Below are 13,240 nucleotides of genomic sequence, written 5' to 3' on the forward strand. Positions count from 1 at the left end.
ACATTTTACCTTGGTCGGCCAATGAATGGGTTACAGTGGCTCCCGACGGCATTACTTGGTCGACCCATTATCTTTCTGCGAGGCGACTCATGACCACCGCTTTCGACCCCATCGACCTGTCCGGCGTCCGGCTCGCCAACCGCATCGCCATGGCCCCGATGACCCGCAGCCGCGCCGGCGAGAACGGCGTACCCGGCGAGCTGACCGCCGAGTACTACGCCCAGCGCGCCTCCGCCGGCCTGATCGTCACGGAGGGCATCCAGCCCTCCGCCGTGGGCCAGGGCTACCCGGACACCCCGGGCCTGCACACCGCCGAGCAGATCGCCGGCTGGCGCCGGGTGACCGCGGCCGTGCACGCCCGCGGCGGCCGGATCTTCGCCCAGATCATGCACACCGGCCGGATCGGCCACCCGGACCTGCTGCCGGACGGCCTCACCCCCGTCGGCGCCTCGCCCGTCACCGCGCAGGGGCAGGTGTACACGCACGAGGGCCCCAAGGACTTCGTCACCCCGCGCGAGCTGACGTCCGACGAGGTACGGGCCACCATCGCCGACTTCGCGGCCGCCGCCCGCAACGCGGTCGACGCGGGCTTCGACGGCGTCGAACTCCACGGCGCCAACGGCTACCTCATCCACCAGTTCCTCGCCCCCGGCACCAACCTCCGCACCGACGAGTGGGGCGGTACGCCCGAGAACCGGATCCGCTTCGCGGCCGAGGCCGTCAAGGCCGTCGCGGCCGAGATCGGCCCGGAGCGCACCGCCCTGCGCCTCTCGCCGGGCAACGTCTACAACGACATCGACGAGCCGGAGCCGCGCGACACCTACCTGCTCCTCCTCAAGCAGCTCGCCCCGCTGGGCCTGGCCTACCTCCACGTCCTGGAGACCTCCCCGGAGAGCCGCGAGGTGACGCGGGCCCTGCGCGCCGAGTTCCCCGGGGTGTTCGTCCTGAACCCCGCCACCGAGGGCCCGACCGACCACCGGGCGCTGTCCCTGGTCGAGGAGGGACTGGCCGACGTCATCTCCTTCGGGCAGCTCTTCCTGGCCAACCCCGACCTGCCGGAGCGGCTGCGCGCGGGCGGCCCGTACAACGCCGCGGACGCCGCGACCTTCTTCGGCGGCGACGCCCGCGGCTACACGGACTACCCCGCGCTCTGAGGACCCGCGCGCCCCGTGCCCGCCGCGCCCCGCCCGCGGGGCGCGGCGGGCCGGGGAATCAGCCGAATGGCGGCCCGACGTGAATCCTGCGCGGGGAAGATGTGAGGATGGCCCCATGAGCAACAACGTCTTCTTCGACATCACCATCAACGACGAGCCGGCGGGCCGGATCGTCTTCGAGCTGTACGACGAGGTCGTCCCCAAGACGGCCCAGAACTTCCGTGAGCTGGCCACCGGTCAGCACGGCTTCGGCTACGAGGGCTCCTCGTTCCACCGCGTCATCCCCAACTTCATGCTCCAGGGCGGTGACTTCACCGCCGGCAACGGCACCGGCGGCAAGAGCATCTACGGCGAGAAGTTCGCCGACGAGAACTTCGACAAGAAGCACGACCGCCCGGGCCTGCTGTCCATGGCCAACGCCGGCCGCAACACCAACGGCTCGCAGTTCTTCATCACCACGATCGTCACCGACTGGCTCGACGGCAAGCACGTCGTCTTCGGTGAGGTCGTCGAGGGCATGGACCTCGTGAAGAAGATCGAGGGCCTCGGCTCCGGCAGCGGCCGCCTCGCCGCGAAGGTCACGATCGCCAAGTCCGGCATCGTCGAGTAGTCGTTCCCCCGCCGGGACACCGCACCACGCGTGCAGGCCCTCCTCCGGAAACCTCCGGGCGGAGGGCCGCCGCGCGTTCCGGCCGGGTGCGGAAGCGGGTAGGAACCCTGGTACGGAACCCCAGTCGGCGCCCTCCCCGGTGAGGGAACGGGCGCGTACCGTGGGGTAGGACGGACGGAGGACCCCATATGAGCGCCCTGCCCCACGAGACCCCCACCCGCACCCTGGGCGATCCGTACCGCCTCGCCGCGGGGGAGGGGCCGCAGAGCATCGCCGAACTGCGGGCCGCGCTCGCCGTCGTCTCCCCGGCCGACCTGACCGCCTTCGACGCGCGGCTCGGTGCCGCGCGGCTGGACGAGGTCCCGCTGGTGCTCACCGAGTACCGGCACGTCTGGGCGCTCCGGGCCCGGCCGGAGGTGGCGGAGGCCATCGGCGCGTCGCTGGAGGGCAGCGAGAAGGCCAGCGGCCTGGACGAGTTCTTCGCGCAGTTCGACGGCGCGGGCTTCGACGGGCCCGGCTTCGGTGAGGGGGGCCGTTGAGCGACTGGCACATCCTCCTGCCGGAGCGGCTCAACCGCGAGGTCGCCGAACTCACCCCGGGCGAACGCCAGGCGCTCTACCGCGCGCTCAAGGGGCTGGCCGACGACCCGCGCGCGGACAGCGCCGCCGAACCCGTCGCCAGCGCCGAACTCCGGCGCGTGCTGGCCGGCCCCGCCACCGACACCGGCCGCCTGGTCACCGTGCTGTACCGGGTGATCTCGGACACCCGTACCGTGGCGATCATCTGGATCATCAGCGGCCCCTGAGCGCGCGGCCCGTGTGCAGGGGCCCGCGCGCAGGGGCCGCCGGGCGGCCCGCGGTCGCCCGGCGACGCCCGCGCCCGGGCCCGATCCGAAAGACGGGGCCTACGGGACGAGGCGTACGGCCTGGTCGCGCAGCTCGTGGCGGGCGCCGACCACCGCGAGCCTCCCCGCCGCGATCCGCTCCGCCAGGTCCGGCTCGCCCCGGAGCCGGTCGCGGACCCGCCGTGCGTTCGCCGTGATCGTCGCGTCGACCCGCGCCTCGCCCTGCCGCGAGCGGTCGATGGCCGGCCGGATCTGGTCGGCCGGGTACTGGATGTGCGCCGGCAGCCGCTCGCCGGTCTCGTCGGCGTGCACGGCGGCCTTCACGGCCCCGCAGGACTGGTGCCCGAGCACCGGCACCAGCGGGACCTCCAGTTCCAGCGCCCCGTACGCGACGCTGCCGAGCACCGCCTCGTCGAGCACCTCGCCGGCCGAGCGTACGGTCAGCAGGTCGCCCAGCCCCTGGTCGAAGACCAGCTCCGGGGGCACCCGGGAGTCGACGCAGCCCAGCACGACGGCGAACGGGTCCTGGCCGAGGACCAGTTGGCGGCGTACCACGGGTGACTCGTGCGGGTGGCGCTGCCGGTTCGCACGCCGGCGATGGTTTCCGGCGGCCAGCTCGCGCAGGGCCTCGCCGGGGGTGCCGGGGCGGGGACCCGAGAGCCGGCGCGGCCGCCGCCGGCAGCGCCCCGAGGGTCAGGCCGCCGCCTTCCCCGTCCACCCGCTGGACATGCAACTATTTGGCTGCCTATAGTGGACAGGCAACCCCATGGTTGCCTATGGGAGGGGCGGAGATGGACGAGGTCTTCAAGGCGCTGGCGGACCCCAGCAGGCGCGCCCTGCTGGACCGGCTGAACGAGCGGAACGGCCAGACCCTGCGCGAGCTGTGCGCAGGCCTGGACATGACGCGCCAGTCCGTGAGCAAGCACCTCGCCGTGCTGGAGGACGCGGGCCTGGTCACCGCCGTCCGGCACGGCCGGGAGAAGCTGCACCACCTCAACGCCGAGCCGATCAACGCCGTCGCCGAACGCTGGATCCGTCAGTACGACCGCGAGCGGGTGCGCGCGCTCGCGGACCTCAAGAGAGCCTTGGAGGAACCCGCCGTGGACGCCCACACCCCCGCCGGCACCGCGACCACCGCAGGCGCCGCCCCCGGCGCCGACGCCTTCGTCTACACCACCCACATCAGGACCACCCCCGAGCGGCTCTGGGAGGCCCTGACCTCCCCCGCCTTCACCCGCCGCTACTGGGGCCTGGCCTTCGAGACCGACTGGAACCCCGGCTCCCCCATGCTCTGGGAGCAGAACGGCGCCCGCATCGACGACCCCGCCCAGGTCGTCCTGGAGGCCGACCCCCACCGCCGCCTCGCCTACACCTGGCACACCTTCACGCCCGAGTGGGCCGCCGCCGTCGGCGTCTCCGAGGAGCTCCGCGCCCGGCTCGCCGACGAGCGCCGCTCCCGGGTCGCCTTCACCCTCGAACCGCAGGGCGAGACCGTCCGGCTCACCGTGGTCCACGACGGCTGGGAGCCCGGCGCCACCGGCCTCACCATGATCCGCGAGGGCTGGCCCGCACTGCTCTCCAGCCTCAAGACCCTGCTGGAGACCGGCGAGCCCCTGCCCGAGCCCGCCGCCTGACCGCCCGCGGGCCGCCGGCGGACCCGCTGTGTCATGCTGGGAAGGGCTCTTCCCATCGGGTGTGCGAGGCGCGGCCATGAGCACGGACAGCGGTACGGCGGCCCAGGTCATCGACGAGGCGTACGACACCCTCGCCAAGGAGTTCCGGGGCCCGCTCGTCCGCCCCGGCGACCCGTCCTACGAGACGGACCGCAGGATCTGGAACGGCGCGGTCGACCGCCGCCCCGCCCTCATCGCCCGCTGCGCCGGGGTCGCCGACGTGATCACCGCCGTCCGCTTCGCCGCCTCCGCTGGACTCCCCGTCGCGGTCCGCGGCGGCGGCCACAGCTTTCCCGGGCACTCCGTGTGCGACGACGGCATCGTCGTCGACCTCTCCCCGATGCGCGGCATCCGCGTCGACCCCGAGCAGCGCACCGCCCGCGCCCAGGCCGGCGTACTCCTCGGCGAACTCGACCACGAGACCCAGGCGTTCGGCCTCGCCGTACCGGCCGGAGTGGTCACCCACACCGGCCTGGCCGGGCTCACCCTCGGCGGCGGCATCGGCTGGCTGATGCGCGCCTACGGGCTGACCGTCGACCAGCTGCTCTCGGCCGACCTGGTCACGGCCGACGGCAGCCTGGTCACCGCGGACGAGAACCGGAACGCCGAGCTGTTCTGGGGCCTGCGCGGGGGCGGCGGGAACTTCGGCGTGGTCACCGAGTTCACCTTCCGGCTCAACCCCGTCGGCCCCGAGGTGCTCGCCGGCCCGCTGATCTGGCCCATGGAGCGGTCGGCGTCCCTGCTGCGCTTCTACCGCGACTGGATCACCGACGTGCCGGACGCGCTGACCACCGTCGTCATGCACCGCAAGGCCCCGCCCCTGCCCTTCATCCCGCCCGAACTGCACGGGGCGCCCGTCGTCATGGTCGTCTGCTGCCACATCGGACCGGTCGAGGAGGGCGAGCGCGTCCTGCGGCCGCTGCGCGCCCGGGAACCCCTGCTGGACCTCTGCGTGCCCAAGCCCTTCACCGCCCACCAGGCGATGTTCGACCCCTCCTTCCCGCACGGCCGCCGGTACTACTTCAAGGCCATGGACGTGGCCCGGCTGACCGACGAGGTCATCGACGTGGTCGCCGAGCACGCCGCCCGCATCCGCTCCCCGTTCACCAGCTTCCCGATCTTCCAGCTCGGCGGGGCCGTCGCCCGGACCGGCGACGACGAGACGGCCTTCACCGGCCGGTCGGCCGGCCACACCGTCAACCTCAACGCCATCACCGAGGACGCCGAGGGCTTCGAGGAGGAGCGGGAGTGGACCCGGGAGTTCTGGTCCGCACTGGCCCCGCACCAGACCGGCGTCTACGTCAACTTCCTGATGAACGAGGGCGAGGACCGGGTCCGCCAGGCCTACGGGCCGCAGAAGTACGACCGGCTGCGCCGCCTCAAGGCCCACTACGACCCCGACAACCTCTTCCACCTCAACCAGAACATCCCCCCGGCCGCCGCCTGACGGCTCCCGCCCGGCTCCCTCCGAGCGCCCTCCCGCTACGGCTCGCCGTCCCCGGACTCCAGCCCCGCCGGCACGGCGGCCCGCAACGCCCGCGTCACCGCCGCCACCCCCGGGTGCGCCGCCCCGCCGCTGCGGTACGCGACCTTCGTGCGGCGCCGCACCGGCAGCCGGGCCAGCGCCACACCGGCCGGCGGGTCCGCCACCCCGAGCTGCGGCACGACGGCGACGCCCTGCCCCGCGGCCACCAGGGCCAGTACGGTGCCGAACTCGTCCACCCGGTGCCGTACCCGGGGCGAGAACCCGGCCGCCTGGCACGCCCGTACCGTCATCGCCTCGCACAGCGTCCCCGGCGTCGCGGTGATCCAGGGCGCGTCCCGCCAGCGCGCGAGCAGCCGCAGCCTGGCCTCCGCCGGCACGGCCCCCGCGCCGGCCTCGGCGGGGGTGGCCGGGCAGGCCAGGTACATGGACTCGCCGCACAGCGGCTCGGTGTCCAGGCCCGGCTCGCGCAGGGCCGGCACGAAGTCGTAGTCGTGGATCAGCGCCACGTCCAGGTCGCCGGCCCGCAGGGCGTGCGCCACCCCGGCAGGGTCGATCTCCGAGACCATCGGTTCGAGGTTCGGGTGCCGTACGGCCAGCTCCGCCAGGGCGCCGGGCACGATGGACCGGGTCGCGGTGGGGAACGCGCCGATCCGCAGCGGGCCCGCCGGCCCGTGCCGGACCTCGGCCAGCTCCGCGGCCGCCCGCTCCAGGCGTTCCAGCACCGCCTCGGCGTGGCGCACCAGGTTCTCGCCGGCCGGGGTGAGGCGCACCCGGCGCCCGGTCCGCTCCAGCAGGGGCACCCCCGCCTCGCGCTCCAGGGCGCTGAGCTGCTGGGAGACGGCCGAGGGGGTGAAGGCGAGGGCCTCGGCGACGGCGGCGATGGTGCCGCGGAGGGAGAGTTCGCGCAGCAGGCGCAGGCGGCGTACATCGAGCATCAGCACAGCTTACGTTTTGCCTCAGAAAGGCGAACTGGACCTGAGCGTTCGGTCGGGGCGAGGCTCGGGACATGGCACTCGACTTCTCCCCCCAGGGGATCCACGTACCGCTCGTCACCCCCTTCGCGCCCGACGGCGGGGTCGCCCTCGGCCCGCTGGAGGCGCTGGCCCACGCGGTCCTCGACGAGGGGGCCGCCGGGCTGGTGGCCCTCGGCACGACGGGCGAGGTGGCCGCCCTGGACGACGGCGAGCGGTCGGCCGTGGTCGACCTGTGCGCCCGGGTCTGCCGCGAGCGCGGGGTCCCCCTGACCGTCGGCGCGGGCGGTTCCGACACCCGGTCCGCGGAGCGGGCGCTGGCCGGGCTGGCCCGGTGGCCGGAGCTCGCGGCGGCCCTGGTGACCGTGCCGTCCTTCACCCGGCCCTCGCCCGAGGGGGTGGTCGCCCACTTCACGCGGCTGGCCGCGGCGAGCCCGGTGCCGCTGGTGGTCTACCACATCCCGTACCGCACGGGCCGGCCGCTGGACGCGGCGACCCTGCGGGCGCTCGGCCGCATCCCGGGCGTCGCGGGGGTCAAGTACGCGGCGGGCGGCATCGACCAGGACACGGTGGACCTGCTCGGCGACCCGCCGGCCGGGTTCGCCGTCCTGGCCGGGGACGACGTGTTCACCTCGCCGCTGCTGGCCCTCGGCGCGGCCGGCGCGGTCCTCGCCTCCGCGCACCTGGCCACCGGCCGCTTCGTGGAGCTGGCCGACGCCTGGCGGGCGGGGGAGGCCGGGAGGGCCCGGGAGCTGGGCCACCGGCTGGCCCGCCTCTCGGCCGCCGCCTTCGCCGAGCCCAACCCGGCCGTCGTCAAGGGGGTGCTGCACGCCCAGGGCCGCATCCCGACGGCGGACGTGCGGCTGCCGTTGCTGCCGGCCCGGCCGGAGTCGGTGGACGCCGTGCTCAAGGAGCTGGCCGAGCTGGGGGCGTGAGCGCCGGGCGGACGCCGCGCGGGCCCGCTCGTCGGTGACGGCGGGCCCGCGGGCAGGGGGTGGCCGGCGCGTGGGGCGCCGGCCGTGCCCCCTACTCGATGACGAGCTCGACGGGGATGTTCCCGCGGGTCGCCTTGGAGTAGGGGCACACCTCGTGGGCCTGCTTGACCAGCAGGGTGCCGGTCTCGCCCTCCAGGGCCTCCGGCAGCTCGATGCGGAGGGTCACGGCGAGGCCGAAGCCGTTGCCGTCCTGGCCGATGGAGGTCTCGGCGGTGACGGACACCTCGCTGGTGTCGACCTTGGCCTGCCGGCCGACCAGGCCCAGGGCGCTGGAGAAGCAGGCCGCGTAACCGGCCGCGAAGAGCTGCTCGGGGTTGGTCCCCTGGCCGTTGCCGCCGAGCGCCGGGGGCATCGCGAGCGGCAGGTCCAGCTGGCCGTCGGAGCTGACGGCGCGGCCCTCGCGGCCGTTGGCGGTGGCGACGGCGGTGTACAGCGCGTCCATCAGGGGCTTCCTCTCGTGGCGTGGGCACCCCCCGGCCGTCGTGGCCGGGGGAGCGGCGGCCTGTCCGGCCGTCTCACTAATAGAGCACACAATTAAGTTGTACACAACTGAATGGCTCCCGAGGTAAGCTGGACCACATGAGCGAGCACTGGACCGAGAACGTTCCCGACGAGGCCTTCCTCCGGCTGGACGGGCAGATCTGCTTCTCGCTCAACGCCGCCTCCCGCGCCTTCGGCGGGCTGTACCGGGTGATCCTCAAGGACCTCGACCTCACCTACCCCCAGTACCTGGTGATGCTCGTGCTGTGGGAGCGCGGCCCGATGCCCGTCAAGGACCTCGGCCGGCACCTGCGCCTCGACTCCGGCACCCTCTCCCCCCTGCTCAAGCGGCTGGAGGTGGCCGGCCTGGTGCGCCGGGAGCGCAGCACGGAGGACGAGCGATCGGTCTCCGCCCACCTCACCGAGGCCGGGTCGGCGCTGCGGGAGCGGGCCGCGGCCGTGCCCCGCCGGATCGCCGCGGCCACCGGGTACGGGCTCGCGGAGATCCAAGACCTCCAGGCACGGCTGGACCGGCTGACCGCGGCCCTGGACGCGGCGGCCCTGTCCGAAGCCTGAGGCGGGGTGGTTTGCCCCAGAGGCAAGAGGGATTGCCGGTCAGGCAAGAATCTGGCTCAATCGGGGCATGCAACCCGCCCCCGAAGAGGGCCCAGGCCAGGGCCCTGCCACGCCGGCCGAAGACCTTCCGGCCGTCGCCCCGCAGCTGCGCGAGCTGCGCCGCCGTACCGGGCTGACCCTGGAGGCCGCGGCCGCCCGGGCCAGGCTCTCGCCGGCCCACCTGTCACGGCTGGAGACCGGCCAGCGCCAGCCCTCGCTGCCGATGCTGCTCGGGCTCGCCCGTACCTACGGTACGACGGTCTCCGAACTGCTGGGCGAGACCCCGGCCGCTCCCGACCCGATCGTACGGGGCGGGGGAGCGGGGGCCCGCGAGGCCGACGGCTGGACGTACTGGCAGGCGGGCGGCTCCGGCCGCGGCATGCAGGCGCTCCGGGTGCACGTCCCGTACGGCCGCTCGCAGGGCGAGCTGGTGCGCGTCCACCCCGGCGAGGAGTGGCTGTACGTGCTCACCGGGCGGCTGCGCCTCCACCTGGGCGAGACCGAGTACCTCCTGGAGCCGGGCGACAGCGCCCACTTCGACTCCCTGACGCCCCATCGCATCGCCGCCGCCCAGCAGGGCGGCGCCGACCTGCTCTTCGTCCACACGCTGCTGCAGAGCGCCCTGGCCGGGCTGTGCCTGGGCGGCACGCCCCGGCCCAAGATCTGAGGAGACCGCCATGCCGGACCACGTCACCGCCGCCGCGGCACAGGAGGCCGCCGGGCCCGCCGGTGCGCCCGCGGGGGACCGGGTCGAGTCGAAGTTCCCCCGCGGACTCGTCATCCGCCTGTTCGCCTACCTCTTCGCGGGACACGCCTTCGCGGCCTTCCTCTACCTGCTCTTCGAGCTGGGCTCCCGCTCCAACCCCTGATCCCCGGCCCCGAACGCGCGAACGCGGCGGCCGGTGCACTGCGCACCGGCCGCCGCGTGGCGTCCCCACCCCTGCGGGGAGGCCGGAACGGGGACACGGACGGCGGGCCCGGCCCCCCGCGGGGGGCCGGGCCGGCGGACTCAGAAGGAGAACACCGCGTCGCTGCTGTGCTCAAGGGCGCAGCGGTTCGCGAAGGTGTGCCGGAAGGACACCCGGGTGCCTTCCCAGATGCCGTCCGCCGTCACGGTGAGCGGGCGCCACTCGCGGGTGCACATGGCACCCGAGCCCGTCGCGGCGAGGATGTCGAACGCCGCGTTGGAGGCGCGGAGTTCGGTACACGCGCCGGCCGGGTCCGGGTGGGTGCCGGTGGCGGTGGGCATGCAGCTGAGCGTCACGGCGCGCAGGACCGTTCCCTCCTCGACGTCGTCCCCGTCGACGAGGGTGAGCACCAGGGCGGACGGCGCGTACAGGCGGGCCGCCCCGGTCTGGGCGGCGTCGGCGGGGGCGACGCCGCTCAGCGCGGTGAGGGCGGTGAGCGCCGTGGTCGTGGCAGCCAGCCCCAGGACCCGTGTCATGGACCGCATTTCGAACACTCCCTGTGTGTGGATTCGGATTGCGGACGTGAGTCTTGCCGAACCCGGCGGCTGATGCCCGGTCACACCATCGGTTTCAGTCGCTGGTTGTGACCGTTTGAGTGCAGGTTGTGCTCGTTCCAGCTCGCTGACCAGTGCGAATGCGATCGGAGGAATCGGCCGAAGAAAGCCGTACCCGATTGTTGATCAAGCAAATTTAAGGTGAATAAATCCTTGAGCCATTGAATGGAAGGTGAAGGGCGTCAACTCGGCCGCCCTGTGGGCGAGTTGGGGGATTCCGCTTTCTGGTCTAGACCTTGACAGGTCCAGACCATTTCGGTTCAGTGGGCGGCAGCCCCCCACGGCAACTCCCCCCACGCAAGGAGCAGTTACGTGTCCCGAGCGCCGTTCCGCCCCGCCCTCGCCACCGTCGCCGCCATCGCCGCGGCCGCAGCCTCCCTCGCGATCGTCCTTCCCGCCGCCTCCGCGTCCGCCGCCGCGCCCTGCGCCGCCCCCTGGGCCGCCTCCGCCGTCTACACCGGCGGCGCCACCGTCTCCCACAACGGCCGCAACTGGGGCGCCAAGTGGTGGACCCAGGGCGAGACGCCCGGCACCACCGGAACCTGGGGCGTCTGGGCCGACCAGGGCGCCTGCGGCGACGGCGGCGGGACCGGCCCCGGGCCGGTCGACCCGTCCGGATTCGTCGTCACCGAGGCGCAGTTCAACCAGATGTTCCCGAACCGCAGCGCCTTCTACACGTACGCCGGCCTGAAGGCCGCCCTCGCCGCCTACCCCGGCTTCGCCAACACCGGCAGCGACACCGTCAAGCGCCGGGAGGCGGCCGCCTTCCTCGCCAACGTCTCCCACGAGACGGGCGGGCTGGTCCACGTCGTCGAGCAGAACACCGCCAACTACCCGCACTACTGCGACGCCGCCCAGCCCTACGGCTGCCCCGCGGGCCAGGCCGCCTACTACGGGCGCGGCCCCATCCAGCTCAGCTGGAACTTCAACTACAAGGCGGCCGGCGACGCACTGGGCATCAACCTGCTCGCCGACCCCTACCTCGTCGAGCGGGACGCCGCCGTGGCCTGGAAGACCGCCCTCTGGTACTGGAACACCCAGAACGGCCCGGGCACCATGACCGCCCACGCGGCCATGGTCAACGGCGCCGGCTTCGGCGAGACCATCCGCTCCATCAACGGCTCCCTGGAGTGCAACGGCGGCAACCCCGCCCAGGTCCAGAGCCGCATCGACGCCTACCGGCGGTTCACCGGCATCCTCGCCGTGGACCCCGGCGGCAACCTCGGCTGCTGACCGCCGCCGCCCCGAAAGCCGCGTGGGGGCGGCGGTGCCCGCCCCCCACCGCCCCCACGCGCCCCACCCCACGCGCCCCTGGACCCCCGCGTACCCTCCCGCGGCCCCCGGTGCCGCCCCGGACCTACTGGCCGAGTTCGAGCACCCGGCCCGTCTCCGTGCCCTCCACCGTCCGCACGTACGCCTGGGCCACCTCCGCCAGCGGCACCGGCGCGAAGCCCGGGAAGAAGTCCCCGTACGCGTCCAGCGACTCGGTGAACACCGTGGGACTGACCGCGTTGATCCGCCGCGGCGCGATCTCCGGGGCGGCGGCCTGGACGAACGCCTCGACCGCTCCGCTCGCCATCGCCGCCGCCGTCGCGGTCGGCACCGGACGGCGCGCCGTGATCCCCGTGATCAGCGTGAAGGAACCGCGCGGCGCCACCACGCCGAGCCCCTGCCGCACCAACTCCAGCTGGGCCAGCACCTTGCCGCGGAACGCCGCCGTCCAGTCCTCCGGGGTCATCTCCGCCACCGGCCGGTACGGGACGTCGCCCGCCGCGCTCGCCACCGCGTCCAGCGGGCCGGCCGCGGCGTACATCGCCGCGATCTGCGCCGGGTCGGTCACGTCGTACCGCAGGTCGCCGCCGGAACGCCCGACGGTGACCACCTCGTGGCCGCGGCCGGACAGGGTCTGGTGGACGGCGGAGCCGAGCGTGCCGCCCGCGCCGATCAGAAGGATTCGCATGCCCCGACGCTAGGCGAGCCGCCACGGACGGGGGAAATGCCTCTCGCGCAGCATTTATGCTTGGCGGTCATGAATGTGGATCTGCGGCACCTGCGGGCCCTCGTGGCGATCGGCGAGGAGGGCACCATCACCGGCGCCGCGGCCGCCCTCCACATCAGCCAGCCCGCCCTCTCGCGCACCCTGGAACAGCTGGAGAGCCGCCTCGGCACCACCCTCGTGGAGCGTACGACCCGCCGCCTGCACCTCACCCCGGCCGGCCTGCGCCTCCACGAGCACGCCCACCGCATCCTCAACCAGCTCGACGACGCCCTCACCGAGGCCGCCGCCGGCTCCCGCCCCCTGCGGATCGGCTTCGCCTGGGCCGCCCTCGGCGAGCACACCGTGCCCCTGCTGCGCGACTGGCGCCGCGACCACCCCGCCACCCCGCTCCGCGTCCACCGCGGCGAGGACCCCGCCGCCGCCCTGCGCCGCGGAGAGCTCGACGCCGCCTTCGTCCGCGTCCGCCCCGACGACCCGGAGACCGCGTCCGTCGCCCTCTACCAGGAGCCGCGGATCGCCGCCCTCTGCGCCGACGACCCCCTCGCCCGCCGGGCCGCGGTCACCCTCGCCGACCTCGCCGCCCGCCCCGTCGTCCTGTGCTCCACCGCGGCCACCACCGACGCGCTGTGGCCCGCCGGCCCGCCCGCCGCCCTGGAGGTCGCCAACGTCGACGAATGGCTCACCGCCATCGCCACCGGCGAGGCCGTGGGCGTCACCGCCGACGCCACCCGCCACAGCCACCCGCACCCCGGCGTCGTCTACCGCCCCCTCGCCGACGCCGGGCCCGTGACCGTCCACCTCGCCTGGCCCCGCACCGGCGCCCACCCCGCCGTCCCCGCGTTCCGCGACCACGCCCGCCGGACCCTCGCCGCCGCGCCCTAAACCGGTTGT

Annotated in this window: 16 protein-coding genes and 1 pseudogene; 12 read left to right on the plus strand and 5 right to left on the minus strand. The window is 74.2% G+C overall.

What is annotated here, in order from left to right; genetic code table 11:
• The first annotated feature begins 89 nt into the window (after positions 1-89).
• The 4 genes from ACIQUR_RS33085 to ACIQUR_RS33100 all read left to right on the plus strand — a co-directional run bounded on the left by ACIQUR_RS33085 (position 90) and on the right by ACIQUR_RS33100 (position 2,569).
• Entirely contained in the window at positions 90-1,154 is a 1,065-nt protein-coding gene (locus tag ACIQUR_RS33085; protein WP_403672609.1) for an alkene reductase, read from the plus strand.
• Positions 1,155-1,269: 115 nt separating this feature from the next.
• Positions 1,270-1,764 carry a peptidylprolyl isomerase gene (locus tag ACIQUR_RS33090; protein ID WP_403672611.1) on the plus strand — a complete coding sequence of 165 codons (495 nt, stop codon included), beginning with the start codon at positions 1,270-1,272 and terminating at the stop codon, positions 1,762-1,764.
• 188 nt (positions 1,765-1,952) lie between these two features.
• Complete coding sequence (locus ACIQUR_RS33095; RefSeq protein WP_403672614.1) at positions 1,953-2,303, plus strand: hypothetical protein; 351 nt, start codon at positions 1,953-1,955, stop codon at positions 2,301-2,303.
• A complete protein-coding gene (locus ACIQUR_RS33100; protein WP_399951157.1) occupies positions 2,300-2,569 on the plus strand; it encodes a hypothetical protein in 270 nt (89 codons plus the stop codon). Before ACIQUR_RS33095 ends, ACIQUR_RS33100 begins: the two co-directional genes overlap by 4 nt.
• Before the next feature lie 99 nt (positions 2,570-2,668).
• Here the strand turns inward: ACIQUR_RS33100 and ACIQUR_RS33105 are convergent.
• Positions 2,669-3,265 (minus strand): annotated as a pseudogene (locus tag ACIQUR_RS33105) (carbonic anhydrase); the annotation flags it as partial.
• Between the two features lie 134 nt (positions 3,266-3,399).
• Between ACIQUR_RS33105 and ACIQUR_RS33110 the strand changes: the two are divergent.
• Both ACIQUR_RS33110 and ACIQUR_RS33115 read left to right on the plus strand, forming a co-directional pair.
• Positions 3,400-4,242, plus strand: coding sequence for an ArsR/SmtB family transcription factor (locus ACIQUR_RS33110; protein ID WP_403672617.1), 843 nt, complete (start codon positions 3,400-3,402; stop codon positions 4,240-4,242).
• 76 nt (positions 4,243-4,318) lie between these two features.
• Positions 4,319-5,728, plus strand: coding sequence for an FAD-binding oxidoreductase (locus tag ACIQUR_RS33115; RefSeq protein WP_403672620.1), 1,410 nt, complete (start codon positions 4,319-4,321; stop codon positions 5,726-5,728).
• A gap of 35 nt (positions 5,729-5,763) precedes the next feature.
• Here the strand turns inward: ACIQUR_RS33115 and ACIQUR_RS33120 are convergent, their stop codons facing one another.
• Positions 5,764-6,702 carry a LysR family transcriptional regulator gene (locus ACIQUR_RS33120; protein ID WP_403672623.1) on the minus strand — a complete coding sequence of 313 codons (939 nt, stop codon included), beginning with the start codon at positions 6,700-6,702 and terminating at the stop codon, positions 5,764-5,766.
• Between the two features lie 71 nt (positions 6,703-6,773).
• Between ACIQUR_RS33120 and ACIQUR_RS33125 the strand changes: the two genes are divergently transcribed.
• Positions 6,774-7,673: a dihydrodipicolinate synthase family protein gene (locus ACIQUR_RS33125; protein WP_403672627.1), complete on the plus strand. Its 900-nt coding sequence runs from the start codon at positions 6,774-6,776 to the stop codon at positions 7,671-7,673.
• 91 nt (positions 7,674-7,764) lie between these two features.
• Here the strand turns inward: ACIQUR_RS33125 and ACIQUR_RS33130 are convergent, their stop codons facing one another.
• A complete protein-coding gene (locus ACIQUR_RS33130) occupies positions 7,765-8,175 on the minus strand; it encodes an organic hydroperoxide resistance protein (RefSeq protein ID WP_403672630.1) in 411 nt (136 codons plus the stop codon).
• A gap of 137 nt (positions 8,176-8,312) precedes the next feature.
• Between ACIQUR_RS33130 and ACIQUR_RS33135 the strand changes: the two genes are divergently transcribed.
• The 3 genes from ACIQUR_RS33135 (at position 8,313) to ACIQUR_RS33145 (ending at position 9,697) form a co-directional block, all read left to right on the plus strand.
• Positions 8,313-8,789: a MarR family winged helix-turn-helix transcriptional regulator gene (locus ACIQUR_RS33135; protein ID WP_403672633.1), complete on the plus strand. Its 477-nt coding sequence runs from the start codon at positions 8,313-8,315 to the stop codon at positions 8,787-8,789.
• Positions 8,790-8,856: 67 nt separating this feature from the next.
• On the plus strand, positions 8,857-9,495 hold the full coding sequence (locus tag ACIQUR_RS33140; RefSeq protein ID WP_403672635.1) for a helix-turn-helix domain-containing protein: 639 nt from the start codon (positions 8,857-8,859) through the stop codon (positions 9,493-9,495).
• A 10-nt stretch (positions 9,496-9,505) separates the two neighbouring features.
• Positions 9,506-9,697 carry a DUF6126 family protein gene (locus tag ACIQUR_RS33145; protein ID WP_403672638.1) on the plus strand — a complete coding sequence of 64 codons (192 nt, stop codon included), beginning with the start codon at positions 9,506-9,508 and terminating at the stop codon, positions 9,695-9,697.
• A 140-nt stretch (positions 9,698-9,837) separates the two neighbouring features.
• Here the strand turns inward: ACIQUR_RS33145 and ACIQUR_RS33150 are convergent, their stop codons facing one another.
• Complete coding sequence (locus ACIQUR_RS33150; RefSeq protein WP_403672641.1) at positions 9,838-10,281, minus strand: subtilase-type protease inhibitor; 444 nt, start codon at positions 10,279-10,281, stop codon at positions 9,838-9,840.
• Between the two features lie 426 nt (positions 10,282-10,707).
• On the opposite strand from ACIQUR_RS33150, the gene ACIQUR_RS33155 reads away from it, so the two are divergent.
• The gene (locus ACIQUR_RS33155) at positions 10,708-11,583 is read left to right on the plus strand and encodes a glycoside hydrolase family 19 protein (protein WP_403672713.1); all 876 of its coding nucleotides are present in this window, start codon (positions 10,708-10,710) and stop codon (positions 11,581-11,583) included.
• A gap of 124 nt (positions 11,584-11,707) precedes the next feature.
• Here the strand turns inward: ACIQUR_RS33155 and ACIQUR_RS33160 are convergent, their stop codons facing one another.
• Entirely contained in the window at positions 11,708-12,310 is a 603-nt protein-coding gene (locus ACIQUR_RS33160) for a short chain dehydrogenase (protein WP_403672644.1), read from the minus strand.
• A gap of 69 nt (positions 12,311-12,379) precedes the next feature.
• On the opposite strand from ACIQUR_RS33160, the gene ACIQUR_RS33165 reads away from it, so the two are divergent.
• Entirely contained in the window at positions 12,380-13,231 is an 852-nt protein-coding gene (locus tag ACIQUR_RS33165) for a LysR family transcriptional regulator (RefSeq protein ID WP_403672647.1), read from the plus strand.
• The last annotated feature ends 9 nt before the right edge of the window (positions 13,232-13,240 follow it).

Origin of the sequence: Streptomyces sp. NPDC101132 (genome assembly GCF_044759225.1) — a bacterium.
Lineage (GTDB): Bacteria > Actinomycetota > Actinomycetes > Streptomycetales > Streptomycetaceae > Streptomyces.

Coding starts and splice junctions, on each gene's coding strand:
- ACIQUR_RS33145 (WP_403672638.1), top strand. CDS start 9,506: ATGCCGGACCACGTCACCGCCGCCGCGGCACAGGAGGCCGCCGGGCCC.
- ACIQUR_RS33115 (WP_403672620.1), top strand. CDS start 4,319: ATGAGCACGGACAGCGGTACGGCGGCCCAGGTCATCGACGAGGCGTAC.
- ACIQUR_RS33135 (WP_403672633.1), top strand. CDS start 8,313: ATGAGCGAGCACTGGACCGAGAACGTTCCCGACGAGGCCTTCCTCCGG.
- ACIQUR_RS33165 (WP_403672647.1), top strand. CDS start 12,380: ATGAATGTGGATCTGCGGCACCTGCGGGCCCTCGTGGCGATCGGCGAG.
- ACIQUR_RS33095 (WP_403672614.1), top strand. CDS start 1,953: ATGAGCGCCCTGCCCCACGAGACCCCCACCCGCACCCTGGGCGATCCG.
- ACIQUR_RS33140 (WP_403672635.1), top strand. CDS start 8,857: ATGCAACCCGCCCCCGAAGAGGGCCCAGGCCAGGGCCCTGCCACGCCG.
- ACIQUR_RS33160 (WP_403672644.1), bottom strand. CDS start 12,310: ATGCGAATCCTTCTGATCGGCGCGGGCGGCACGCTCGGCTCCGCCGTC.
- ACIQUR_RS33090 (WP_403672611.1), top strand. CDS start 1,270: ATGAGCAACAACGTCTTCTTCGACATCACCATCAACGACGAGCCGGCG.
- ACIQUR_RS33130 (WP_403672630.1), bottom strand. CDS start 8,175: ATGGACGCGCTGTACACCGCCGTCGCCACCGCCAACGGCCGCGAGGGC.
- ACIQUR_RS33085 (WP_403672609.1), top strand. CDS start 90: ATGACCACCGCTTTCGACCCCATCGACCTGTCCGGCGTCCGGCTCGCC.
- ACIQUR_RS33150 (WP_403672641.1), bottom strand. CDS start 10,281: ATGCGGTCCATGACACGGGTCCTGGGGCTGGCTGCCACGACCACGGCG.
- ACIQUR_RS33120 (WP_403672623.1), bottom strand. CDS start 6,702: ATGCTCGATGTACGCCGCCTGCGCCTGCTGCGCGAACTCTCCCTCCGC.
- ACIQUR_RS33110 (WP_403672617.1), top strand. CDS start 3,400: ATGGACGAGGTCTTCAAGGCGCTGGCGGACCCCAGCAGGCGCGCCCTG.
- ACIQUR_RS33125 (WP_403672627.1), top strand. CDS start 6,774: ATGGCACTCGACTTCTCCCCCCAGGGGATCCACGTACCGCTCGTCACC.